The sequence below is a fragment of the Streptomyces sp. CA-288835 genome (genome assembly GCF_050936385.1).
Taxonomy (GTDB): domain Bacteria; phylum Actinomycetota; class Actinomycetes; order Streptomycetales; family Streptomycetaceae; genus Streptomyces.
The window spans coordinates 2,384,632-2,407,653 of the sequence record NZ_JBNJMW010000001.1 but is presented as its reverse complement, the minus strand read 5'-3'; the positions used below and the strand labels follow the sequence as shown (position 1 = coordinate 2,407,653).

The following is a 23,022-nucleotide window of genomic DNA, read 5'->3' as shown; positions in this document are numbered from 1 at the left end:
GACCCGCACTATGGACAGGTGACTTCCATGACCGCCGACGACCTGAGTGGGACGGGCCTGCCGCTCGCCCGCCTGGGCCGCATCGGCCGGCGGCTGCGGCAGGCTGACCGGGCGCACCCGTGGGCGCTTGACGCCGCGGTCGTGGGGCTCGTCTTCCTGATGTTCTGCCTGCCGGACGTGCTGGACGGCGGTGCCGTGGAAGGCGACGCCCCACGCGAGATCCGCGTCCTGTTCACCGAGGTGTCCGTGGCGGCGATCCTCGCCCTGCAGGCCGGGCTGGTGCTGCCGCTGCTGTGGCGGCGTCGAAGGCCGCTGGTGGCGTTCGGCGCCGTCACGGCGGTGTTCGTCCTCCAGTGGTCGCTCCAGGTCGCGCTGCGCGCGGATGTCGCCCTGTTCATCGCCCTGTACAGCCTGGCTCTGCACGGGCGGCTACGGCACCTGCCGTGGGCCTGCGGGGTCACGTCGGGCGCGATGGTGCTGGTCGCGGTGCGTATATCGGCGGCGATGCCTGTCTCGGACGCGCTGTTCTTCCTCCTCGCCACCACGACCGCCGCCGTCGCGCTCGGCTTGATGGTGCGGATCCGCCGGGCCCAGCTCGCCGGGCTGCGGGAGCGGGCGGCCCGCCTGGAGATCGAGCGCGACCAGCGCAGCAGGCTGGCGACCGCCACCGAGCGCACGAGGGTGGCTCGGGAGATGCACGACATCGTCGGCCACAACCTGGCCGTCATGATCACCCTCGCCGACGCCGGCGCGTACGCCACCGACATCGCACCTGAACGAGGCAAGGAGACCCTGCTGATGATCGGCGACACCGGCCGCCAGGCACTGAGCGAGCTGCGGCGGGTGCTGGGCGTCCTGCGCGAGGAGACCGACGGCCTCAAGAACGCGCCCGAACTCAGTCCCCAACCCGGCGTCGCGGACATCGACGCCCTGTGCGCCGGCGTACGTGCTGCCGGGCTGGAGGTCGTCTACCGCACCAGTGGGGACATGGACGTGCTGGACAGCGGAGTACAGCTGACGGTCTACCGCATCGTGCAGGAAGCCCTCACCAACACCCTCAAACATGCTGGTGCCGCCACGCGGGTCGACCTTGCGGTCGCCGTGCAGGACACACAGGTGGCCATACGAGTTCAGGACAGCGGCGAGGGCGGCCGGTCCGGGCCGCGGAACGAGGAAGGACACGGTCTGGTGGGCATGCGAGAGCGAGCGGCTCTCTACGGCGGGACAGTCAGCGCGGGGCCAGTGCCGGGCGGAGGATGGGGCGTGGAGGCCGCGCTCGACCTCACTCCTGGAGGGGGCGCCAGATGACCACCGTGCTCATCGTGGACGACCAGCAGCTCCAGCGCTACGGCTTCCGCCTGTTGCTGGAATCCATCCCCGAAACCGACGTGGTCGGCGAAGCCGCCCACGGAGCCGAGGCAGTGCGCATGGCGGCCGAACTACGCCCCGACGTCGTCCTCATGGACGTACGCATGCCGGGCATGGACGGCATCGAGGCCACCCGCCGCATCATCGCCTCCGGCGGTCGCTCCCGCGTCCTCGTCCTGACCACCTTCGACTTGGACGAGTACGTCCACGATGCCCTGCGCGCCGGTGCGAGCGGCTTCCTCCTCAAGGACGCCCGCCCCGACGAACTCCTCGCGGGTATCCGCGCGGTCGCCCAGGGCGATGCCGTCATCGCCCCGGTCCTCACCCGCCGCCTGCTGGACGAATTTGCCCACCAACTGCAGCAGCGCACGGCCGATGCCGCCGATGATCCGCGGTTTGCCTCGCTGACCGACCGCGAGCGAGAGATCCTCGTCGCCATTGGCAAGGGCTGGACCAATGGGGAGATCGCCGACCGCTTCGTGGTTTCCGAGTCCACCGTCAAGACCCACGTCGGCCGGGTCCTGGCCAAGATCGGCGCGCGTGACCGCATCCAGGCTGTGATCTTCGCCTACGATCTGGGGCTTGCTCGGCCCCATTCCGGCTGAGTCGACCAGTCGTCCGGGCTGCGGTGGGGCGGCTCGTTGCGGTGCCCGGGGGAGGTCTGCCCTCCGGGAGCTGACCGACTCTGCACCGCCGGATGGGCTGCTCGGGGTGCAGAACGCCCTGGTCGTGGGGTTTGCGGTACTCGTTCGCCGTGGCCGGGGTACGTCCCAGTTCTGCGGCGATCGTGCGAGCGCGGGTCAACAGCTCCAGATTGCTTGCCGTCAATTCGTTGCTGTTGGGACACCTCCAGCAGCCGTCTTCGAGGCCTACGCGAATGTTGAGCCCCATCATCGTCGCCAGCGTCGTGATGTAGAGGCCGGCGCGGCCGGCGGCGCAGACGGTGATAGCTGCCCGCGGGTCGAGTTGACGGATCTGGTCGACCATGAGGAACAGGTGGGTGGCCATGGAACGGGTGTCATTGGCCCACGCCCCGGAGACGAGCGTGCGCCCCACGTCGACCGGAAGGCCGTACAGGATGATCCAGTTCGTGGGGCCGTCGCCGACTATCCCGGTGTCGAACAGCCGCCTCTTGGCGAACTCGACCTCACCCGAGCTGTGAATCACGATCTCGGGGCTGACGCCGTGCTCGAGCAAGGTCTTGACCGCCGGAATCACAAAGGCTTCGGGGTGACCGGCGGCGCACGGGGCAACCTCGGCCTGGCCGACGACGGCCGGAGCCAGGCACTCTTCGAAGGTCTTCCCGTTGAGCACGTTGAGGTTGGAGACGAACGCGTCGCCGAACCGTTTCCGGAGCGGCTCCAGCACCAGCCCGTATGCCTCGGTGGACGGCAGGTCCCGGTCGAGGCGGCGGCCGCTGGAGTCGGTGACCCAGGTGAAATCGATGTGCACGCCGCACGCCCCGGCCTCGATCACCTGCGAGGCGGAATCGACGTACTCCTGGATGTCCATCGGGTAATCAGGGTCGCTGCCGGGCGTGATTCCGGAACGTCCGGCGACCGCGACGTTGATGGCGATCTTCTCTGGCACATCCCAGGTCGGCTGAAGCGTCGACTCCGCCGTGAAGACGTAGCCCTCCATCTCTGCTCGCGCGGCGTCGAACAGCGCCATCGGTGTAGTGGTCACAACAATCTCCCTACGTTGGTCGAGGCGTCCATATGCGGGAAAGGGGAAGTCACAGCAGCCGATCGGTGACCGGCAGGTCCAGGGTGAAGCGGCCCATCGTCTCCGACGCGGTGTCGATGTCGAGGAACGCGTGCACGGACAGGACGCTGAGATCACGGTGGAAGCGCTGGAGAGGAGACGCGGTCCGGTACCCGTCTGCGCCGATTCCGCGCACGATGTCGTTGACGGCGGTGCGGCACAGATCGGTGATGTAGGACGCCTTCAGCTTCATCTCGGCGCGATCACGCGGATCCGACAGGTCGGGTCCTTGGGCCGTGAGCCGGTCGAGGTGGGCCGCCCAGAGGGTCTCGGCCGCCTCGGCCGCGGCCAAGGCGCGGCCGAGGCGTATCTGCGCGGCCTGCCTGCCCGAGGCCTTCTCATGGCTGAGAGTGCCCTGGCGGGGGCGCGTGCGCTCCACGAAGGCATCCGCGAGGCCCCGCATCGCGCCCACGACGACCGGGGTCACCTCAGCCATGGCGAACGGTACGAACGGCAGGTGATACATCGGATTGGAATGGATCAGCTGCCCGGGCGCGGCACCGGCCAGAGCGAGTGAGAACGGCCCAGTGCGATGATCCGGGACGAAGACGTCCTCGACCACGATGTCGTTGCTTCCGGTGCCGGCCATCCCGGAGATGTACCAGGTGTCGAGCACCTTGACGTCCGCGCGGGGCACCAGGAACCACACTGCTGTGGGCGCACCGTCCTCGCCGGGTACGACACCGCCAATGGTGAACCATCCGCGTGCACGGAACCGGAGTTCCAGGCGGTCCGGCCGGAGATGCGATACCCACCGTCCACTTTGGCCACCTGCGGTATCGGTGCCGCGGTCCCGCACACGAGGGCATAGGGCTTGTCGGCGAACACCTCCCGCTGGGCCTGTTCGGGGAAGACGTTCAGGCGCCAGGGCGCGCCGATGTAGAACGCGGCGACCCAGCCGGTCGAGGGGCAGGCGGCACTGAGGGTCCGCACGATGTCGGACGCCACATCCAGTTGACCCCGGCCCTCCAGCCGTGCCACCGGCGAGGCCACGGCCTGGGGGCCCTATGGGTTTCGTCAACCCGTGGGGGCGGGCTGGGGTTCGTAGAAGGTGCCGTCGCGGACCATCGCGAGAGCACGTCGGCTCGTCGTCTCGCGAGGCAGAGGAGGGCTTGGGTGTGGTGCTTTCCCTGAGCGATCTTCTTGTCGTAGTAGGCCCGCGAGACCGGGTCGGCCAAGGCCGCGAACGCGGACAGGAAGAAGGCCCGCTTGAGCTGTTTGTTTCCCCGGCGGGAGGGTTGTTCGCCGCGGATCGACGAGCCCGAGTTGCGGGTCGCGGGAGCGAGTCCGGCGTAAGCGGCGAGGTGGGCGGCGGACGGGAAACGGCTGCCGTCGCCGACGTCGATGAGGATCCTGGCTCCGGTCCTGACGCCGATGCCTGGCATGGACGTCAGGACCTTGGAAAGAGGGTGGGCCTCCAGCAGTTCCTCGATTCTCGTGGCGAGGAGTTTGCGCTGGTCGAGGACGGCTTGGAGCGAGCTGGCGAGGCTGGGGACGATCAGGGCGGCGGCGTCCGTGCCGGGGACGACGACGGTCTGTTCGTCGAGCGCGGTGAAGATGTCCTCGACCAGCCGCTCGGCCATCCGCGGGGCCTTCGGGCGTATCAGGCTGATCAGCCGGCGCTGTCCGGCCTTGCGGATCAGGGCCGGCGAGCCGAACTGATCCAGCAGTTGGAGCACGGCCGGGTGCTGGATGCGCGGGCCCAGGACCCGTTCGAGGTGCGGGTGGATCTGGGTGAGCAGGCCGCGCAGCCGGTTGCTGATGCGGGTGGCCTCGCCGGCCAGGCCGTCGTCGAAGCCGACGATCATCTCCAGCTCGGCGACGGTCTCGTCGTCCAGCTCGATGGAGCGGAGTGTGTGCGGCATCGACCGGGCGGCGTCGGCGATGACGAAGGCGTCGCGGGCGCCGGTCTTGGCCTCGCCGGGATAGAGGTCGGCGATCCGCCGCATCGTCAGACCTGGCAGATAGGCGACCCGGCAGCCCATGTCCCGGGCCACCGCGATGGGCAGGGCGCCCGATGGAGGCCGGCTGGTCGACGACCACGAGCACGGTGCCGTGCTTGGCCTGCAACTTCGCGAAGACCTCGCGGAGTTTGGGCTCGCTGTTGGGCAGCCGCCTGTCGAAGGACTTCTTCCCGGCCGGTGTGACGGCGGTGGCGTGGTGTTCGCCCTTGCCGACGTCCAGGCCGAGGAAGACGCCGATGTCACTGGTGTCGATCACGTGCAGTCTCCGGTCGTACTCGCCCGGCCGTCCCACGGCACCGATCGCCACATCCACATTACGAAGAGCCTCCCTGCCTCCGGAGAAGCCGGTGGTCATGCCCCTAATCAGTGGTCTGTCGATGCCTCCAGAGCTGGTGACACCCCCCCGGGCCATGCGTTCGACAGGGGGGACCAGTCATGCCAGCTCCAGAGGCCGGGAGCCCCATTGCGGGGCCACAAAGAAGGTAATGGGGGGACAGTCGTGTCGCGGCTGCGGGTGCGTTGTGGCTTGTCGCGCAGTTCCCCGCGCCCCTAAAAGCCTGCGACTGCCCGCACCCCGACGAGCAAGCGAACCGAAATAGCCCGCGACCCGAAATAGTCCGCGCCCCGGAAAGAACCCGCGCCCCGAGCAAAGCCCGCGGTCCGGAAAGGCCGCCCGGAGGGAGCCCGCACCCCCACGGCCCCGCGGCCGCCCACGGCGGCAAGGGGACGGGGCGGGGGTGTGCGCCCGCAGCGGCCGGCGCGCCAACACCGGCACCCTCTACCAGCCGACAGCAACGCGCGCCGGTCCGAGGACGGACACCCCCGACGCGGCCCCGCACCCACCACGAACCCAAGGGGCGCGAGGAACTGCGCGAGCAACCACAACGCACCCGCAGCCGACAACGAACCCAACCGCTCAACCGCCGGAGGCAACCGCGTCCAGGCGGGACAACTCCTCGGCCGACAGCGTCAGCTCCGGCGCGGTGACCGAGTCGCGGATCGTCTCGGGCCGGGAGGAGCCCGGAATCGGGATCACCACCGGCGCCTTCGCGAGCATCCACGCCAGGCACACCTGCTGCGGGCTCACCCCGTGCGCCCCCGCCACCTCCGCGAACGCGGCGAACCGCGAGCCCAGTTCGCCGGCCTGCGCAATGCCGCCCAGCGGGCTCCACGGCAGGAACGCGATGCCGAGTTCCGCGCACAGCTCCAACTCCCGCTCGCTGGAGCGGAAAGCGGGCGAGAACTGGTTCTGTACGCTCACCAGCCGGCCGCCGAGGATCTCGTTGGCCAACCGGATCTGGTCGGGGTCGGCGTTCGAGATGCCCGCGAAGCGGATCTTGCCCGCGTCCAGCAGATCGCGGATCGCCCCGACCGACTCCGCGTACGGGACCCTCGGGTCCGGCCGGTGGAACTGGTAGAGGCCGATGGCCTCGACGCCGAGCCGCTCCAGCGACGCGTCGCAGGCCTTCTTCAGGTACTCCGGCGAGCCGTTCAGCGTCCACGAGCCGTCGCCCGGACGCAGGTGGCCGCCCTTCGTCGCGATCAGTACGTCAGACGTGTCGCCGCCGTACTCGGCGACCGCCCGGGCGATCAAGGACTCGTTGTGGCCGACCTCGTTCGCGTCCCGGTGATAGGCGTCCGCCGTGTCGATCAACGTCACGCCCGCCTCCAGCGCGGCGTGGATCGTCGCGACGGAACGCCGCTCGTCGGGGCGCCCCTCGATGGACATCGGCATGGCGCCCAGACCGATGGCGCCGACCTGGACCTCGCCAAGGGTGCGTGTCTGCATGGAGGTTCCTCCTGGGGCTCCTGAGGGGTTCATTCCGTACGGCCCAGCCTCCACCCCGGCGTTTTCGCCGTCCAACACGAGAAGCCGATCGCTTTCAGCAGCAGGGGTGATGAATCGACGAGTTCAAGCCGCCGACTGCCCGCGCTCGGCAGCGCGTGGCGGGGCGGGGCTACCTACGCCAGGGACCCGTCACCGCGAACGTCGTCCCCGGCGCGTAGCAGTTCACGTACATCGTCTTGCCGTCCGGCGAGAAGGTGACGCCCGCGAACTCGCCCCACTCCGGGTCCTCGGGCGTGCCGATGTTCTGGCGGTTGCGGGCCATCGCGTAGACCTCGCCGCGCCGCGTCACGCCGTACACGTGCTGGGCGCCTTCGCCGTCCTCGCAGACCATCAGGCCGCCGGAGGGGGCGAGGCAGATGTTGTCGGGGGACTCGCCGGGGAGTTGTACGTCGGTATCGGGGCCGAAGACGATCACCAGGGTGAGTTGGCGGGTGGCAGGGTCGTAACGCCAGATCTGGCCGTAGTGATCGGCGGCGGAACCCTCGTCGCTGCGGGCGAAGGACGAGACGAAGTACACGCTCCGGCCGCCCCAGTAGCAGCCCTCCAGCTTCTGGGCGTGGGTGATGCCCTTGGGGCCGAAGTCCTGGAGGCGGATGGGGGTTTCGGCGGCGAGCGGGTCCGGTACGTCCGCCCACTCGATGCCGTCGAACGTGGCGCCCGTCTCCTGGATCTTGGACAGGTCCGGTACGCCCGGCACGCGCATCGCCTGGAGCCGGCCGCCCGCGCGGAGCGAACCGCGGCCGCCCTCAGGCTTGTTGGGCAGGAAGCGGTAGAAGAGGCCGAAGGGCTTCTCGAAGGCGTCCTCGGTCTCGTAGACGATGCCGCGCTTCGGGTCGACGGCGATCGCCTCGTGCTGGAAGCGGCCCATCGCGGTGAGGGGCACGGCGCCCGTGCGGTACGGGTCGGCCGGGTCGACCTCGAAGATGAAGCCGTGGTCCTTGGTGTAGCCGTTCGTGCCGGCCTTGTCCTCGGTCTCCTCGCAGGTCAGCCAGGTGCCCCAAGGGGTGGGCCCGCCCGCGCAGTTGACGGCGGTACCGGCGATCGCGACGCACTCCTCGAGCACCTTCCCGCGCGCGTCGAGCGTCAGCGTCGTACAACCGCCCTTGCCCTCAGGGTCGTACGTCAGCCCCTCGACGGTCGGGACGGCGAGCTTTGCGTTGTTGCGGTTTTCGTGGTTGCGGACCAGGTGGACGCGGCCCGAGTGCCTGTCCCCGGAACGCCCGGCGAAGGCGGCCATGCCGTCATGGTTGCTGGGCACCTTGCCCTCGCCGGAGCGGAGATCGTCGCCCTCGCGGGACAGCACGCGGTAGCGGAAACCCTTCGGCAGGTCGAGCAGGCCTTTGGGGTCGGGGACGAGGGGGCCGTATCCGGAGTGGCCGAGCGCGGTGGCCGTAGTACCGGCGAAGAGTTCGGACAGGGCGCCGGAGAACGCGATGCCCGCTCCCAGGGCACCGGAGCGGGCGAGTACTTGGCGTCGTGTGGTGGACATGGGGGCCTTCCTGTTGGCGGACAGGACTATGACCCGCATGTGTGTATCACGCGGTGGGGGCGGCGTGAACCACGCGCGTAGCGTGGCGTCTCACTGATCGTCACGCGGCGCGTGCGACTCGGGCGACCCGGGGGAGCCGAATGGCTCGGGCGACTCGGCCGACTCGGGCGATGACGGATCGCCAGACGACCCGGGCGGCGGGGGAGTTGCAGACGGCGGGGCGGTCGCGGACTGCGGGGGAGTCGCAGGCTCACCCGGCCCCCTTTCGCCAAGCGCCGGAGCGCCCTGCTGCGCCCGCTCCAGGAACCGCAGCAACTCCACCGGGAACGGCAGCACCAGCGTGGAGTTCTTCTCGGCAGCGACCGCCACCACCGTTTGCAGCAGCCGGAGTTGGAGCGCGGCGGGCTGTTCGGCCATCACTCCGGCGGCCTGTGACAGCTTCTTCGAGGCCTGGAGTTCCGCGTCGGCGTTGATGATCCGGGCGCGGCGCTCGCGGTCGGCCTCGGCCTGGCGGGCCATCGACCGCTTCATCGTCTCCGGCAGCGATACGTCCTTGATCTCGACCCGGTCGACCTGCACGCCCCAGCCGACCGCGGGGCTGTCGATCATCAGCTCCAGGCCCTGGTTGAGCTTCTCGCGGTTCGACAGGAGGTCGTCGAGGTCGCTCTTGCCGATGATCGAGCGCAGCGAGGTCTGGGCCATCTGTGAGACGGCGAAGCGGTAGTCCTCGACGCGGATGACCGCGTTGGCCGCGTCGATCACCTTGAAGTAGACGACCGCGTCGACCCGCACCGTGACGTTGTCCCGTGTGATGCCCTCCTGGGCCGGCACGGGCATCGTCACGATCTGCATGTTCACCTTCTGCAGCTTGTCGATGCCGGGGATGATCATGGTGAATCCCGGTGGGCGCGGCTCGCCGAGCAGTCGCCCGAGCCGCAGGACCACGCCCCGCTCGTACTGCCTGACGATGCGGGCCGCTGCCGCGAAGTAGACCAGTCCCGCGCTTCCGGCCGCGATGCCTGCGGCCAGCAACTCCTCAAGCATGGTGACGACCCCCTGTCGTTTGAGTCGTCCGAGTCGCCGCTTAAGTCACTCCTTTCACGATATGCCTGGTCCGAGGCTCGGTCGAGCCTCGGACCAGGATCTTGATCACGCGGGAGGGCCGACTACGGCGTGTTGACCTTCACCGGCTCCGTCCCCGTCGCGCTGTGGCGCTCGGCCCAGTTCTCCAGGGCCGTGCGGCAGGCGTGGTCCAGGTGGTGCAGGCCGGAGAGGTCCAGCTCCACCGGGCGGTCCTGGGGTAGCGCCTCGAGGTTGTCGAGGATCTTCGGCAGGCGCAGGAAGGTGGCGTTGCCGGACAGGTACGCCTGGACCGGACCCGCTCCCTTGTCGATGATCTCCAGCTTGATGTGCGAGGCCTCCCAGGCCGTCTTGGCGACGGCCAGGCCGAGCCCGATCAGGACTCCCTCGAACATGTTCACCGCGACGATCGACACGGCCGTGACGATCAGGATCAGTGCCTCGCCCCGGTGCTCACGCCACATCGACGCGATCCCCCGCAGCGGGATGAGCTTCCAGCCCGCGTGCACCAGGATGCCCGCGAGCGCCGGCAGCGGAATGTAGGCGAGTACCGCGGGCAGCAGCGCCGCGAACAGCAGCAGCCATACGCCGTGCAGCACCCGGGAGGCCTTGGTCTTCGCGCCCGCCGCGACGTTCGCCGAGCTGCGCACGATCACCGCGGTCATGGGCAGCGCGCCCAGCACACCGCAGACGGTGTTGCCCGCGCCCTGCGCCATCAGCTCCTTGTCGTACTCGGTGCGCGGCCCGTCGTGCAGCCGGTCCACGGCGGCGGCGCTGAACAGCGACTCCGCGGAGGCGATCAGTACGAAGGCCACGATCGTGCCGAGCAGGCCCACGCTGGCCAGCTCGCCGAAGGCGCCGAGGCCGGGCGGCTGGATCGAGTCGAGCAGGCCCTGGACCTCGACGGTCGCCACGGGCAGCGAGAACACCAGCGCCACGATCGTGGCCAGCGCGACCGCGCCGAGCGCCCCGGGCACCGTACGTACCTGTCGCGGCAGGTGCTTCCACAGCACGAGGACGGCGATCGTGCCGGCCCCGAGACCGAGCGAGGCCAGCGCCTCGGTGGACATGGCGGAGTCGGCGAGCAGCCCCGGCAGCCCGGCCAGCTTGGCCAGACCGGAGGCGGGGGCCTCCACACCCGCCGCCGAGTAGAGCTGCCCGGCGATCAGAACGAGCCCGATGCCGGCCAGCATGCCCTCGACGACGGCCACCGAGATGGCCCGGAAGTAACGCCCCAACTTCAGGGCGCCCATGAGGAGTTGGATCAGTCCGGTGGCCAGCACGATGACACCGAGTGCGGGCAGCCCGAAATCGCGTACGGCCTCGAAGACCAGCACGGTCAGACCGGCGGCCGGACCCGAGACCTGAAGGCTGCTGCCGGGCAGGAACCCGGTGACGAGCCCGCCCACGATGCCGGTGACCAGGCCGAGTTCGGCCGGTACTCCGGAGGCGACGGCGACACCCACGCACAGCGGCAGGGCGACGAGGAAGACGACGAGCGAGGCGGCGAAGTCCTGCCGCAGATAGGGGTACTTGGTGAGCATCCTGGCCTCAGAGCTCCGCGAAGACGTCGGACTGGGCGTCATGGGCCAGTACGGAGCCGGTGTGGATCTCGTAGAACCAGCCGTGCAGCCGTAGTTGACCGGCCGTCAGACGCCGCTCCACGCACGGGTACGAGCGGAGCCGCAGCAGCTGGGTGAGTATGTGGCCCTGAACGGCGTCGGTGACGGTCGGGTCCTCAACTGTCCCTGTGGGCTTGGGTGTTGCGTGCGCGAGCCAGTCGCGTACGGCGGGTACGGCGGTCAGGTCCTCGTCGCGCACCAGGGCACCGACGGCACCGCAGTGGGAGTGGCCGCAGACGACAATGTCGTCGACTCCGAGAACTTCCACCGCGTACTCGATGGTGGCCGCCTCGCTGGTGGGCTGCTCGGAGGCGTAGGGGGGCACGATGTTGCCCGCGGTGCGCAGTTCGAAGAGTTCACCGGGCCGGGCTCCGGTGATCAGGGCCGGGACGACCCGCGAGTCGGAGCAGGTGATGAACAGCACCTGCGGGGACTGGCCTTCGGCGAGGCGGGCGAACTCCTCCGGGCGTTCGGCGGACTGCTTGCGGAAGGAGCGTGCGTGATCGATGAGGGGCTGCATGTGTCAGTTCCTCCTGGCGCGCCATGAGGGGGCGCGTCGGTGTGTACCTGGCGTGCCGTGACGGCACGTCGGTTGACAAGTCAGAGCGCATACGGGCACGTCGGCGACCCCCACGTCGCGCGCTCGGCAGACGTGGCGTGGTGAGGGTGGGTCGTGAACGGTCCGTTTCCGGCGGTCAGATCAGCAACGGAAGACCTGAAGTACCGCTGGGGAGTGGGCTCTTGACCATCTGGGTGTACGGAGCGATGCGGCGGCCACGGCGTGTGCCGGGTCCCCGTGCTCGGCCTCGGGGTTCCGGGCGCACAGGGCGCGCGCCGGATTCTCCTGGGCGGAGTCCGCGGAGCGCTGCCGGTCGCGGACCCTCAGGGGTGCTGTCTCGGCGTTGAGATGCTTGCCCTCGCCGCAGCCTGCCGGTTCGGCGCCGGCCGCGGATTCGGTCGTCGGGTGTGCGGACGCGACGGAGGCGGTGGGAGCAAAGAGCTGCAGGGTCAGTAGGACGGCGGCGAGTACGCCATACAGCGTCCGGGCCGTCGTGCCTTGTAACATGCGCCTCCTCTCAGCCGCTCTCCTGTCAAGACTTCTCACGTCAACAGCCAAGCTAACGCGGGAAGTTGTTTGCAGGGTTAACTTAGCGTTTCACCCTGAAGAGAACCTGAAAGGTACCCGTGAGAGTTCCCGGCGATCAGTTCTCCACGTTCTCCACGAGACCCTTGGCGTCGCGGGCCAGCGCGGTCAGCCGCGAAATGGCCCGGAAGTACTTCTTCCTGTAGCCGCCCTTCAGCATCTCCTCGCTGAACAACTGGTCGAAGGGCAACCCGGAGGCCAGGACCGGCACTTCGCGGTCGTACAGCCGGTCGGCGAGGACCACGAGCCGCAGCGCGGTCGACTGGTCCGGGACCGGCCCCACATCCGTGAGGCACACCGCCTTCAGGCCGTCGGTCAGTGCGCCGTACCGGCTGGGGTGCACCCGGGCGAGGTGCGCCAGCAGATGCGGGAAGTCGTCGAGCGCGGCGCCTTCAGTGGCGTACGCCGCCTTGGTGACCTGCTCGTCGGAGAACGGCGCCGGGGCCTTGGGCAGCCCGCGGTGGCGGTAGTCCTCGCCGTCGATGCGCAGTGCGCGGAAGTGCGCGGACAGGCCCTGGATCTCGCGCAGGAAGTCGGCCGACGCGAACCGGCCCTCGCCGAGCTTGCCGGGCAGCGTGTTCGAGGTGGCCGCGAGCGCCACGCCCGCCTCGACCAGCTTGCCCAGCAGCGTGGACACGAGGACGGTGTCGCCGGGGTCGTCCAGCTCGAACTCGTCGATGCACAGTAGACGGTGACCGGACAGCGTCTTCACGGTCTGCTGGAAACCGAGCGCGCCGACCAGGTTCGTCAGCTCCACGAAGGTGCCGAAGGCCTTGAGCGCGGGCTCCGCCGGGGTCGCGTGCCACAGGGAGGCGAGCAGGTGGGTCTTGCCGACGCCGTAGCCGCCGTCCAGGTAAACACCGCGGGGGCCGGCAGGCCGGGCCTCGGGCTTCCGCGAGAACCAGCGGCGCCGGCCTGTATTGCCGGCGTGCGCTCCGCCGAGCCCGGTCGCGAAGCCGTCGAGGACCCGGACGGCCTCGCTCTGGCTGGGCTGGTTCGGGTCCGGGATGTACGTACTGAAGCGGACCGAGTCGAAACGCGGCGGCGGCACCATCTCGGCGACCAGCCGGTCCGCGGGGACGTGCGGCTCGCGGGCGCACAGGGACAGCGGGGTCGCTTCGGCGGTGGGGCCGGTCCCGGAGGCTGCGGTGGAAGTGGACACGCTTATTTACTGTACGGGCCGTGCCACACTGCCGATATGCGACGCCTGTTCCCTGTGACCGATGAGACAGCGCCCTCGGGGGGCGACGCGGACCGCGAGTGGAGCCTGGCCGAGCTGGCCGCGGCCTACGCGTATCCCGAGCACGGACCGGGCGGCCGGGAGCCCTGGCTACGGGCCAACATGGTCGCCACGCTCGACGGCGCCGCCCAGCACGACGGCCGCTCACAGCCCATCTCCGGCGCCACCGACATGCGGATCTTCGGCACGCTGCGGGGGCTCGCGGATGTGGTGCTGGTCGGCGCGGAGACCGTACGGCAGGAGGGGTACCGGCCCGCACGCGCGCGCGAGGGCTTCGCCGCGCTCCGGGAGGCCGCCGGACAAGGCCCGGCGCCCGCGATCGCGGTGGTGAGCGCCAGCCTCGAGCTGGACTTCACGCTGCCCCTGTTCACCTCGCCCCTGGTGCCCACGCTGCTGCTCACGGGAGCCGCGGCGGCTCCCGACCGGATCGCGGCCGCCGAGAAGGCCGGTGTGCAGGTGGTGATCGCCGGGGACGGCATGGGGGTGGACCCCGCCCGTGCCGTACGCGCCCTGGGTGAGCGCGGTCTGCACCGGCTGCTGACCGAGGGCGGGCCGCGGCTGCTCGGTCAGCTGGTGGCGGCGGGGGTACTCGACGAGCTGTGTCTGACCGTTTCGCCGATGCTGACGGCGGGAGACGCGCAGCGGATCGCGGGCGGGCCGCGGGTGGCGGTGCCGAAGCGGTTCGAGCTGACGTCTTTGCTGGAGGAGGCCGGGTTCTTGTTCAGTCGTTACCGTCGAACGTGACGTGGCTGGATGGGGGATGCGACGTGGCGGAGCTGATCGTTCCGGTTGACCGTCGCGGGCACACTTGTTCCCGCGGTATCCGTGCGGGTACGGGGCAGGATGATTTTCGCGGGCCTGGAAACGGGTCCACGGAGGAGCAGGGCCGACGACGGCCCTCACTGGAGAAGGGGCGCCTGTCGTGTTCACAAGCGTTTTGATGATCGAGAAGGCCCTCACGTCCGCCGACGTGGAGTTCGTCACCGGCTTGCACGGGGACGAGGAGGTCGCCTTCCACGTGCTGCTCCAGCCACGTGGCGAGCAGGCGGCGCGGCTGTTGCGGGCCATCGACGACGTGGCGCTCGGCTCGCTGGACGAGGCGGCGCGCGAGCTGGAGGCTCCCGCCGGGGAGCAGGCGGTCAGTGAGGGGCAGCGGGCCCTCGATGTCTCGCTGGTTGCCCTGCGGGCTGCGGGGGCGCAGGCGGTGGGGCGGTTGATCGAGCACCACCCCTTGGACTCACTCAAGTCCCTTGTCGACGAGGCCGGCGCCGATGAGGTGATCGTGCTCACCGATCCCCACTACGTGGAGGAGTTCTTCCACCGCGACTGGGCCTCGCGGGCTCGGCACAAGGTGGGGGTGCCGGTTTTGAAGCTGTTCTCGCACAGCAAGGTGTAGTTGGGCAGGAGCGCCGTGGGGGCTGGGCTCGTGTTTTGACTGCGGGCCCGTCGTGGCTGGTCGCGCAGTTCCCCGCGCCCCTTGGGTGCGTGGTGGGTCGGGGCCGTGGGCCGGTGCGTCAGCCCGTCGCAGGGCGGGCATACGGCCCTTAGCTGGTACAGGGTCCTGGTTCTCCGAGACCGAACCTAAGCGACGGGCATACGACGCACCGGCCCACGACCCCTCCCGCCGGAGGGAGGGCGCGGGCACGTCGTGGCTGGCGGCAAGACAGGACCTGCGCGACGGGCATTTGGCGCACCGGCCCCCACGTCCCCTCCCGCCGGTGGGTAAGTGCGGGTACGGAATAGGCTGGGGCCGCGTCCGTACGGGGCGCGAACCGTTGTCGTACCGCACCCTGGGAGAAACTCGCATGGCAGCCGGCCTTCCTACCGCCATGGACCGACCGCACTTCATCGGGATCGGTGGGGCCGGGATGTCGGGGATCGCGAAGATTCTTGCTCAGCGTGGGGCCAAGGTGGCGGGGAGTGACGCCAAGGAGTCCGCGACCGCGGAAGCGTTGCGGGCGCTGGGGGCGACCGTGCACATCGGGCACGCTGCCGAGCACCTTGCAGATGACGCCACATGCGTGGTCGTCTCGTCCGCCATCCGTGACGACAACCCGGAGCTGGCCCGGGCCGCCGAGCTCGGGATCCCGGTGGTCCACCGGTCGGACGCCCTCGCCTCGCTGATGGAGGGACTGCGGCCGCTCGCGGTGGCGGGTACGCATGGCAAGACGACGACCACGTCCATGCTGGCGGTGTCGCTGTCGGAGCTCGGTCTGGCTCCCTCGTACGCGATCGGCGGGGACCTCGACGCCCCCGGCTCGAACGCGCTGCACGGCGAGGGCGAGATCTTCGTCGCCGAGGCCGACGAAAGCGACCGCAGCTTCCACAAGTACGCGCCCGAGGTGGCCATCGTGCTGAACGTGGAGCTGGACCACCACGCCAACTACGCCTCCATGGACGAGATTTACGAGTCCTTCGAGACGTTCGCGGGCCGCATCGTGCCCGGCGGCACCCTGGTGATCTCGGCGGACCACGAGGGCGCGCGGGAGCTGACGTCGCGGGTGTCCGGTGGGCCCAGGGTTGTGACGTACGGCGAGGCCGAGGACGCGGACGTACGCATCGTCTCGATCGTGCCGCACGGCCTGAAGAGCGAGGTCACGGTCCTGCTGGACGGCGAGGAGCTGACGTTCACGGTCTCGGTGCCCGGCCGGCACTATGCGGGCAACGCGGTGGCCGCGCTGGCGGCGGGCGTGGCGCTCGGCGTCCCCGCGGCCGAGCTGGCGGTGGCGCTGGGTGCGTACACCGGAGTCAAGCGCCGCCTCCAGCTCAAGGGCGAGGCGGCGGGCGTGCAGGTCATCGACTCGTACGCGCACCACCCGACGGAGATGACCGCCGACCTGGAGGCGATGCGGGCGGGCGCCGCCGGCCGCATCCTCGTCGTCTTCCAGCCGCACCTCTTCTCCCGCACCCAGGAACTGGGCCGGGAGATGGGCCAGGCCCTGGCCCTGGCCGACGCGTCGATCGTCCTCGACATCTATCCGGCGCGTGAGGACCCGATCCCTGGCGTGACGAGCGAGCTGATCGTCGACGCGGCACGGGCGGCGGGCGCGGAGGTGACGCCGGTGCACGACAAGGCGGACGCCCCGGCCGTGGTCGCGGGAATGGCAGGGCCGGGTGATCTCGTTCTCACCATGGGCGCGGGTGACGTGACCGACCTGGGCCCGCGGATTCTGGACCGCCTCCAGTCGAAGTGAGGGGCTGAGCTTCATGTCGTACGACATCGAAAAGCCGGACGAGCAGTGGCGGGCCGAGCTGACCCCGGCCGAGTACGCGGTCCTGCGCCAGGCCGGCACGGAGCCCGCCTTCACCGGCGAGTACACCGACACCAAGACGAAGGGCGTCTACTCCTGCCGCGCCTGCGGCGCCGAACTCTTCACCTCAGACACGAAGTTCGAGTCCCACTGCGGCTGGCCTTCGTTCTACGACCCCAAGTCGGCGGACAACGTCGAACTGATCGAGGACCGCTCGCACGGCATGCTCCGCACAGAGGTGCGCTGCGCCAGGTGCGGCTCGCACCTGGGCCATGTCTTCGCGGGCGAGGGCTATCCGACGCCCACGGACCAGCGGTACTGCATCAACTCGATCTCGCTGCGGCTGACGGCTGACGAGGCCTGACGCGCGACCGGCTGTCGATGGACTGGAGGATGTCCCGCACAAAGAGTCGACGCTGAGGTGAAACCTCCCGCAGCCTGATGATCAATCGCGGGAGGTTTTCACCCCAGCGTCGGAGTGGAGCCGCGGGGCATCGGTTTGCCTCCGCTGACCTGGGCTTTCCCGGCAGTTCCCGTGCTGGTGTGCACTGGTTGCGCGCTGCGGTCCTGACGGCGGGGCCGGGGGAGCGATCCGGGGCGGGCGTAGTCGGGACGCGCAGAACGGCCGGAACACGGTCAACCCCCCTTGACGGAGCGGGATAGTGGTGCCTTCTCACGACGTGGCGATCAGGGGAACGGATCGGTGAACTCTGCCGGAGAAACGGGCCGTCGGGGTGTGGGAGGCGGCCGGGACGGGCGGCATGCAGTCGTCGTGGGGGGAGCCTCGCGGGACTGCTCGCGGCGCATGTCCTTGCCGGGCACGCCGAGCGGGTGACCGTCGTCGAGCGCGATCGGTTCCCGGACGGCACCAAGCCGCGGCCCGGCGTACCGCAGGGCCGGCATCCGCATGTCCTGCTGGAGGGCGGGCAGATGGCCCTGGAGTCGCTGCTGCCGGGCTTCCTGGCGGAGCTGCGGGCGGCGGGGGGCGCCGCGCGTGGGCATGCCCTCGGACATGGTGCAGCGGCAGGATGGGCGCTGGCTCCGGCGGCTGCCCGCGTCGACGCACATCTACACCGGTTCCCGCGCGCAGCTCGAGGAGTTGGTGCGGCGGTGGGTTCTCGCCAATCCGGTGATCAGCGCGGTGGAGGGGACGGATGTCGTCGGGCTCCTCGGTGACGCCGCGCGCGTGCGGGGTGTGCTGCTGCGGGACCGCGACGCCCGCGGGGAGCAGCGGGCCCTCGAGGCCGACCTGGTCGTCGATGCCTCCGGCAGTGGCACGAAGGCCCCGCAGTGGCTGACGGCGATCGGGTCCGGGGCCCCGCACGAGGAGACCATCGACACGGGGCTCGCGTACGCCTCCCGCGTCTACCGCGGCAAGAGCGGCGTCCTCGACGGCGACACCCGCGGCTACTACGTCTACCCCGACCCCGAGCAGGTCCACGCCGGAGGCGCGCTGCCGCTGGAGGACGGCAGCCATCTGGTCATCGTCTCGGGGCTGCGCGGCGACGAACCGCCCACGGATGACGACGAGTTCGAGACGTACGCCAAGAGGCTGCCGCACCCGCTCCTGCACCAGTGGCTGGACGAGGCCGAACCGCTCTCCCCGCCGTTCGGCTACCGGCGCACCGCGAACATCCGCCGCCGCTACGACTTGCCCGGCCGCCACCCCGCCGGTTTCCTCGCCACCGGCGACGCTCTGTGCACCTTCAACCCGATCTACGGCCAGGGCATGGCCGTCGCCGCGATGAGCGCGGTCGCCCTGCGCGACGCACTGACCGACCCGCGCCGGACGCCCACGACGCGCCGCGTGCAGCGGGCCATCCTCGCGGCGTCCCGGCAGGCCTGGGACATCTCCGCCGGCGCGGACCGCAAGATGCCGGGCGCGATCGGCAACGCGGTCACCACCACGCCCGCGGACCGCGCCGCCGACTTACCTGCGCCGGGTCCAGGAGCGCTACCCCGGCGACCCCGTCGTAGGCAACGCCTTCCGCTCCGTAATCACCCTCTCCGCGCCCGTCACCGCCCTGTTCGCCCCACCCGTGGCCCGGGCCGTCCTCTTCAGCCCGCCGCTGCCGACGTCCACCGAGCCGCCGGCGACACCGGAGGACCGAGGGCCTGGGTGAGGCCGGCAGCCGACGGCATCTTTCGCGCGGTCCGCGCATCAGCCCCTCCGTCCCGGAAACCCGGTGCCCGAGAACGGTGGGGTGAAGCGGTCGGGCGGAGCCGACGCCACTGCGATGACGCCGGCTGTGTCGAGCTGCGGCTGACGAGGACTGAGCGCAACTGGCTGTTGGCGGAAGGGTGGTGTTGATGAGTTCGGGAGGCATTGGACCTCTTGGCAGGGCAGCGTCGGGATGCTCCTGGTGAAGGGTGCTGGGCAGACCGCAGAAGAGGAGGCCAAGGGTGAAATGGACACTGGGCGAGGAGTTCGAGACGCCCGACGGGACGGTGCGGTGGAGGCGCCTTGGCAGCGGAGACCCGGTCGTGCTGGTGCACGGCACCCCGTATTCCTCCTTTCTCTGGCGGGACATCGCTCCAGCGCTCGCCCGTACCCGCACGGTCTTCGTCTTCGACCATCTCGGCTTCGGCCAGTCGGATCAGCGCGAGGGCCAGGACCTCAGCCTGGCGGCTCACGCGAGGAACTTCGCCCGGCTCCTCGACCACTGGGAGTTGTCCTGCCCCAGCGTCGTCGCCCACGACATCGGCGGGGCCGTGGCACTGCGGACGCTGCTGCTGGAGGAGAGGAGCTACCGGGACCTCACCCTCTTCGATGCGGTGAGCGGCGGTGAGTGGGAGCGAGGACTCTTCCAGCTCATCCTGGAGCACGCGGAGGTCTTCCAGCAGCTTCCGGACTACGCGCACGAAGCGCTGGTCGCCAGCCACCTGCGGCACGCCACGCACGTCGGCTTCCGGCCGGAAGTCCTCGACACGTTCCTCGCACCGTGGCGGGCAGCCGCAGGGCAGGCCGCGTTCTACCGCCAGTACAGCCAGATCAGACAGGCGGACACCGCCGCGTACGAGCACTTGCTTGGCGGGATGTCCCTTCCGGTACGCCTCATCTGGGGCCGCGAGGACCGCATCCTCCCCCCGGAGTACGCCGAATGGCTGCACGAGCGCATCCCGCACGCAGAGCTGCACTGGATCGAGGGTGCGGGCCACCTCCTCCAGGAAGACGCACCGGGACAGCTGTTGGCCTACCTCACGCCGGGTTCCCCTCAGACAGGTGAGGAGGGACGGCGAGAGCGAGGGGTGGCACGCCGATGGTGAGCCCGGTGCCGCCTCCGCGACCTACGAGGCGCGTTGCCGGTACGTCGTGGAGCGCCCCTTCCCCCCGAGCTGCTCGACGAGACCCCGCTCGCGCAAGTCGCGGAGGATCTTCCTGATGTTGGGTGCTGTGAGGTCGAGCTGTAGTTGGAGCTCTGCGACGCTGCGGGGTGCTGCGGCAAGGGCGTCGTAAACCCGCAACGCGTTGGTGTGGAGCTGAGGAGCTGTGGGAGTTTCCACGGTGCGGTGCAGGAGGACGGTGAAGCGGATTCCTGCGTCCATGTAGCGGGCCGGGGGCAGTCCGGCGTGGGCCAGCGCCTCGGTGACGGTGGGGATTCCCGTGGCGAGGGCTTCGATGACGCGGGCGCCGGATTCAGGAGTGCGGGCGTGCTGGCAGAGGGCGACGAGGCGGGCGTTGCGGGCGGAGGTGACGGCGTCGTGGCCGAGGCGGTCGACGGTGATTCCGTACAGGCCGCCGGGGTTGGAGATCACCAGCCGGTCGCGGCGCAGGCGTACTTCGACGGCCATACCTGTGGACCAGTGGTCGAGGTCGCGGTGGACGAGTGCGTTGGCGATCAGTTCGCGGAAGGCGATGTAGGGGTAGCCGGGTTGATCGCGGACGGTGCCGTCCGGGGCCGCGACGATGGTCGTGTCGAAGGAGCGTCGGGCCCAGTCCAGGGCGGCGTCGAGCATGCGGGGGATCGGTCCGGTGATGGTGGTTTGGTTGCGTGCCCGGCTGGAGGTGGGGTAGCCGTCTTCGGGTTCGGCAGAGGCTTGGATGACGAAGCGTGGGAAGAACTGCTGGGGGTGTACTCCGAGGGTGAGCAGCCCTGCCACGGTGGGGGTGCTGCCTGGGGAGACGGCTCCTGCGCGGCGGAGTAGTTCGCTGTCATCGGTGAAGCGGCCGAGGCCATGGGGGTCGTGTTCCCGTACCGAGCTGAGGAACTCGGTGGTGAGCTCCTTGTCAAGGTCGTCGATGGTTGCGTCTGCGACTGGGCTTCGGTCGAAGCGGGGTGCGCTGCGTGCGGCCAGGAAGGCCTGTTCCTCGAGAGGGGAGAGCTGGAAGTCACCGTCGTACCCGCGGAGGTACGAGGCGCCGGATGCGGTGATTCGGCATGGCTTGGCCGATGGATCGCATTCGTGCACCTGCGCAACGACCACGGGATGGCCGTCGGCCTCTGCATCGCTGATGGTGAGACGCACCGGAGGTGTGAAGGAGCGGGCTTTGAGCGCGAGCCCCTGCTTCAGGGCATGCGGGTCGGTCAAGGGGGAGGGGCGGAACCCCGTCCGTTCGTCGAGGCCCAGGATGACCGTGCCGCCCCCAGGGAGGTTGGCCAGCGCGCTGAGCGTCGAGGCGAGCGACTGGGGCAGCCCACCGGCGGCGGACTTCACCTCGATGTCGTCGCAATCGCCCCCTGCGGCGCGTAGGCGTGTGATCAGTGCATGCAGGTCGGTCGTCACACCGCAAATGTAACGACGTCGGAGTTACATTTGCGGCGATCCTGATTACATTTCACCCGGATCGGCGAGAGGTGTGCGCAGATGGTTGACGTTCAGGGCGGGCGCCGGTTCGAGGGAACGAGTTGAGCGCCGTGAGTAGCGTGAATCCGCGAGTCACGACGGCTGGCCCTCTTCTTACGACCCTCAGCCCGCGGACAACGTCGAACTGATCGAGGACCGCTCGCACGGCATGGTCCGCACGACGTGCGCTGCGCCCGGTGCGGCTCGCACCTGGGCCACGTCTTCGAGGGCGAGGGCTATCCGACGCCCACGGACCAGCGGTACTGCATCAACTCGATCTCGCTGAAGCTGACGCCTGACGAGGACTGACCCCGTTCCAGGCTGAGAAGCCGTCGTGGCCGGGGAACGGGGCGGCCATGCTCAGCGGGACGGGATGTGTCCCCAGCCGGGGGCGGCCATGGCGGCGGCCGCGGCCTCCCGCATGGCTTGTACGCCGGGGCGGTGGCGGTGCTGGGTCAGCCAGCCGAGCGCCGACACCGACGGGGACAGATCCACCACGTCCACGTAGCGCACACCCGGGCGAGGGAAGAAGTCCCGGGCTGCCGCAGGCAGGAAGCACATCCCTTCTCCTCGGGCCACCGCGAGCAGCAGTCCCTCCATGTCGGCGACGACAGGGCCGTAGCGCACGCGCGTACCGTCCGGGCGCGGGTCCACCGCCCAGAAATCCCACCACACCCGGGGCACCTCCGGCGGAACGTCCAGGAAGGCGTGGTCGGCGAGGTCGGCGAGGGAGATCTCGGCCCGGTCCGCCAGGGGGTCGGTGGCCGCCAGGCAGGCGACGCGGGGTTCGGTGGCCAGTTCCAGCAGCTCGATGGTCGGCGGCACCGGCGGCCGGAGGAAAGCGATATCGATGTCGCCGGAGAGCAACTGCGCCAGGTGTTCGGTGAAGTTGAGGCTGCGGATCTCGACGGTGATGCGGGGGTGGCGGGCGCGGAGGTGCTCAAGGATCGCGTGGGTGTAGGGCATCGCCGCCTCCGCGCCGATCGTCCCGACCACCACATGCCCGGCGAGGGTACGGGCCCACTGGTCGGCGTGGACGCGCAGCCGGCCCATCGCCTCCACCGTGGCACGCGCCTCCACCGTCAGGGCACGGCCCGCGTCCGTGAGGAACACCGTGCGACTGTCCCGCGAGAACAGGACGACGCCCAACCGCCTCTCCAGGTCCTGTATCTGACGGCTCAACGCCGACTGGGTCATGTGCAGCCGCGCCGCCGCCCTGCCGAAGTGCAGCTCCTCGCACAGCACCAGGAACAACCGCAGTTGATGGATGCTCGGCTCCGCTGGTCCCACCGAATCAGGCACAGTAGACATCCTCTACCTGCGGCCATAGCGCCCACTGCATCGATCATGCGAATTTTCTCATCACCGCCTCGCTGACAAACGCGGTGTCCCCGTATGAAATGTGGGGGCGGCTCCGCCGACCGGGCTGACCACCGGGACGGGCAGGGTGGTCGCGGCTGTGGATC

General features: G+C 69.9%; 18 protein-coding genes and 3 pseudogenes. 9 read left to right on the top strand and 12 right to left on the bottom strand.

Going from position 1 to position 23,022, the window contains the following annotated elements:
• Positions 1-27 precede the first annotated feature (27 nt).
• Together ACQEVY_RS10850 and ACQEVY_RS10845 are read left to right on the top strand one after the other, a co-directional pair.
• Positions 28-1,308, top strand: a complete 1,281-nt coding sequence (locus ACQEVY_RS10850; RefSeq protein WP_432947253.1) for a sensor histidine kinase — start codon at positions 28-30, stop codon at positions 1,306-1,308.
• Positions 1,305-1,973 (top strand): response regulator, encoded by a 669-nt coding sequence (locus tag ACQEVY_RS10845; protein WP_432947251.1) that lies wholly within the window; start codon positions 1,305-1,307, stop codon positions 1,971-1,973. Before ACQEVY_RS10850 ends, ACQEVY_RS10845 begins: the two co-directional genes overlap by 4 nt.
• Here the strand turns inward: ACQEVY_RS10845 and ACQEVY_RS10840 are convergent.
• From ACQEVY_RS10840 to zapE, 10 genes and pseudogenes are all read right to left on the bottom strand, one after another.
• Complete coding sequence (locus ACQEVY_RS10840; protein ID WP_432947249.1) at positions 1,867-3,054, bottom strand: 3-keto-5-aminohexanoate cleavage protein; 1,188 nt, start codon at positions 3,052-3,054, stop codon at positions 1,867-1,869. The two genes, ACQEVY_RS10845 and ACQEVY_RS10840, sit on opposite strands and share 107 nt — an antisense overlap.
• A 49-nt stretch (positions 3,055-3,103) precedes the next feature.
• Positions 3,104-3,769 (bottom strand): acyl-CoA dehydrogenase family protein, encoded by a 666-nt coding sequence (locus tag ACQEVY_RS10835; protein WP_432947247.1) that lies wholly within the window; start codon positions 3,767-3,769, stop codon positions 3,104-3,106.
• 380 nt (positions 3,770-4,149) lie between these two features.
• Positions 4,150-5,349, bottom strand: a pseudogene (locus tag ACQEVY_RS10830) (IS110 family transposase).
• Positions 5,350-6,012: 663 nt separating this feature from the next.
• Positions 6,013-6,885: an aldo/keto reductase gene (locus tag ACQEVY_RS10825; protein ID WP_432947245.1), complete on the bottom strand. Its 873-nt coding sequence runs from the start codon at positions 6,883-6,885 to the stop codon at positions 6,013-6,015.
• A gap of 169 nt (positions 6,886-7,054) precedes the next feature.
• On the bottom strand, positions 7,055-8,434 hold the full coding sequence (locus tag ACQEVY_RS10820; RefSeq protein WP_432947243.1) for a PhoX family protein: 1,380 nt from the start codon (positions 8,432-8,434) through the stop codon (positions 7,055-7,057).
• Between the two features lie 90 nt (positions 8,435-8,524).
• A complete protein-coding gene (locus ACQEVY_RS10815) occupies positions 8,525-9,478 on the bottom strand; it encodes a slipin family protein (RefSeq protein WP_432947241.1) in 954 nt (317 codons plus the stop codon).
• A gap of 122 nt (positions 9,479-9,600) precedes the next feature.
• Positions 9,601-11,058, bottom strand: a complete 1,458-nt coding sequence (locus ACQEVY_RS10810; protein WP_432947239.1) for a SulP family inorganic anion transporter — start codon at positions 11,056-11,058, stop codon at positions 9,601-9,603.
• 7 nt (positions 11,059-11,065) lie between these two features.
• Positions 11,066-11,656 (bottom strand): carbonic anhydrase, encoded by a 591-nt coding sequence (locus ACQEVY_RS10805; RefSeq protein WP_432947237.1) that lies wholly within the window; start codon positions 11,654-11,656, stop codon positions 11,066-11,068.
• A gap of 180 nt (positions 11,657-11,836) precedes the next feature.
• Positions 11,837-12,202 carry a hypothetical protein gene (locus ACQEVY_RS10800; RefSeq protein ID WP_432947235.1) on the bottom strand — a complete coding sequence of 122 codons (366 nt, stop codon included), beginning with the start codon at positions 12,200-12,202 and terminating at the stop codon, positions 11,837-11,839.
• Between the two features lie 136 nt (positions 12,203-12,338).
• Positions 12,339-13,442, bottom strand: coding sequence for a cell division protein ZapE (gene zapE / locus ACQEVY_RS10795; RefSeq protein ID WP_432947233.1), 1,104 nt, complete (start codon positions 13,440-13,442; stop codon positions 12,339-12,341).
• A 36-nt stretch (positions 13,443-13,478) separates the two neighbouring features.
• On the opposite strand from zapE, the gene ACQEVY_RS10790 reads away from it, so the two are divergent.
• From ACQEVY_RS10790 to ACQEVY_RS10765, 6 genes and pseudogenes are all read left to right on the top strand, one after another.
• A complete protein-coding gene (locus ACQEVY_RS10790; protein ID WP_432947231.1) occupies positions 13,479-14,264 on the top strand; it encodes a pyrimidine reductase family protein in 786 nt (261 codons plus the stop codon).
• A gap of 178 nt (positions 14,265-14,442) precedes the next feature.
• Positions 14,443-14,916: an indole-3-glycerol phosphate synthase gene (locus tag ACQEVY_RS10785; RefSeq protein ID WP_432947229.1), complete on the top strand. Its 474-nt coding sequence runs from the start codon at positions 14,443-14,445 to the stop codon at positions 14,914-14,916.
• 409 nt (positions 14,917-15,325) lie between these two features.
• Positions 15,326-16,714: a UDP-N-acetylmuramate--L-alanine ligase gene (murC, locus tag ACQEVY_RS10780; RefSeq protein ID WP_432947227.1), complete on the top strand. Its 1,389-nt coding sequence runs from the start codon at positions 15,326-15,328 to the stop codon at positions 16,712-16,714.
• A gap of 13 nt (positions 16,715-16,727) precedes the next feature.
• On the top strand, positions 16,728-17,135 hold the full coding sequence (gene msrB / locus ACQEVY_RS10775; protein ID WP_432947225.1) for a peptide-methionine (R)-S-oxide reductase MsrB: 408 nt from the start codon (positions 16,728-16,730) through the stop codon (positions 17,133-17,135).
• A gap of 372 nt (positions 17,136-17,507) precedes the next feature.
• Positions 17,508-18,894 (top strand): annotated as a pseudogene (locus ACQEVY_RS10770) (FAD-dependent oxidoreductase).
• 280 nt (positions 18,895-19,174) lie between these two features.
• Positions 19,175-20,038, top strand: coding sequence for an alpha/beta fold hydrolase (locus ACQEVY_RS10765; protein WP_432947222.1), 864 nt, complete (start codon positions 19,175-19,177; stop codon positions 20,036-20,038).
• Positions 20,039-20,059: 21 nt separating this feature from the next.
• On the opposite strand, the gene ACQEVY_RS10760 is transcribed toward ACQEVY_RS10765, so the two are convergent.
• On the bottom strand, positions 20,060-21,496 hold the full coding sequence (locus ACQEVY_RS10760) for an ATP-binding protein (protein ID WP_432947220.1): 1,437 nt from the start codon (positions 21,494-21,496) through the stop codon (positions 20,060-20,062).
• A 151-nt stretch (positions 21,497-21,647) separates the two neighbouring features.
• Between ACQEVY_RS10760 and ACQEVY_RS10755 the strand changes: the two are divergent.
• Positions 21,648-21,865, top strand: a pseudogene (locus ACQEVY_RS10755) (peptide-methionine (R)-S-oxide reductase); the annotation flags it as partial.
• Positions 21,866-21,916: 51 nt separating this feature from the next.
• On the opposite strand, the gene ACQEVY_RS10750 reads toward ACQEVY_RS10755, so the two are convergent.
• On the bottom strand, positions 21,917-22,867 hold the full coding sequence (locus ACQEVY_RS10750; protein WP_432947218.1) for a LysR family transcriptional regulator: 951 nt from the start codon (positions 22,865-22,867) through the stop codon (positions 21,917-21,919).
• Positions 22,868-23,022: the final 155 nt, after the last annotated feature.

Coding starts and splice junctions, on each gene's coding strand:
- ACQEVY_RS10850 (WP_432947253.1), top strand. CDS start 28: ATGACCGCCGACGACCTGAGTGGGACGGGCCTGCCGCTCGCCCGCCTG.
- ACQEVY_RS10845 (WP_432947251.1), top strand. CDS start 1,305: ATGACCACCGTGCTCATCGTGGACGACCAGCAGCTCCAGCGCTACGGC.
- ACQEVY_RS10825 (WP_432947245.1), bottom strand. CDS start 6,885: ATGCAGACACGCACCCTTGGCGAGGTCCAGGTCGGCGCCATCGGTCTG.
- ACQEVY_RS10820 (WP_432947243.1), bottom strand. CDS start 8,434: ATGTCCACCACACGACGCCAAGTACTCGCCCGCTCCGGTGCCCTGGGA.
- ACQEVY_RS10815 (WP_432947241.1), bottom strand. CDS start 9,478: ATGCTTGAGGAGTTGCTGGCCGCAGGCATCGCGGCCGGAAGCGCGGGA.
- ACQEVY_RS10810 (WP_432947239.1), bottom strand. CDS start 11,058: ATGCTCACCAAGTACCCCTATCTGCGGCAGGACTTCGCCGCCTCGCTC.
- ACQEVY_RS10805 (WP_432947237.1), bottom strand. CDS start 11,656: ATGCAGCCCCTCATCGATCACGCACGCTCCTTCCGCAAGCAGTCCGCC.
- ACQEVY_RS10800 (WP_432947235.1), bottom strand. CDS start 12,202: ATGTTACAAGGCACGACGGCCCGGACGCTGTATGGCGTACTCGCCGCC.
- ACQEVY_RS10790 (WP_432947231.1), top strand. CDS start 13,479: ATGCGACGCCTGTTCCCTGTGACCGATGAGACAGCGCCCTCGGGGGGC.
- murC (WP_432947227.1), top strand. CDS start 15,326: ATGGCAGCCGGCCTTCCTACCGCCATGGACCGACCGCACTTCATCGGG.
- msrB (WP_432947225.1), top strand. CDS start 16,728: ATGTCGTACGACATCGAAAAGCCGGACGAGCAGTGGCGGGCCGAGCTG.
- ACQEVY_RS10750 (WP_432947218.1), bottom strand. CDS start 22,867: ATGTCTACTGTGCCTGATTCGGTGGGACCAGCGGAGCCGAGCATCCAT.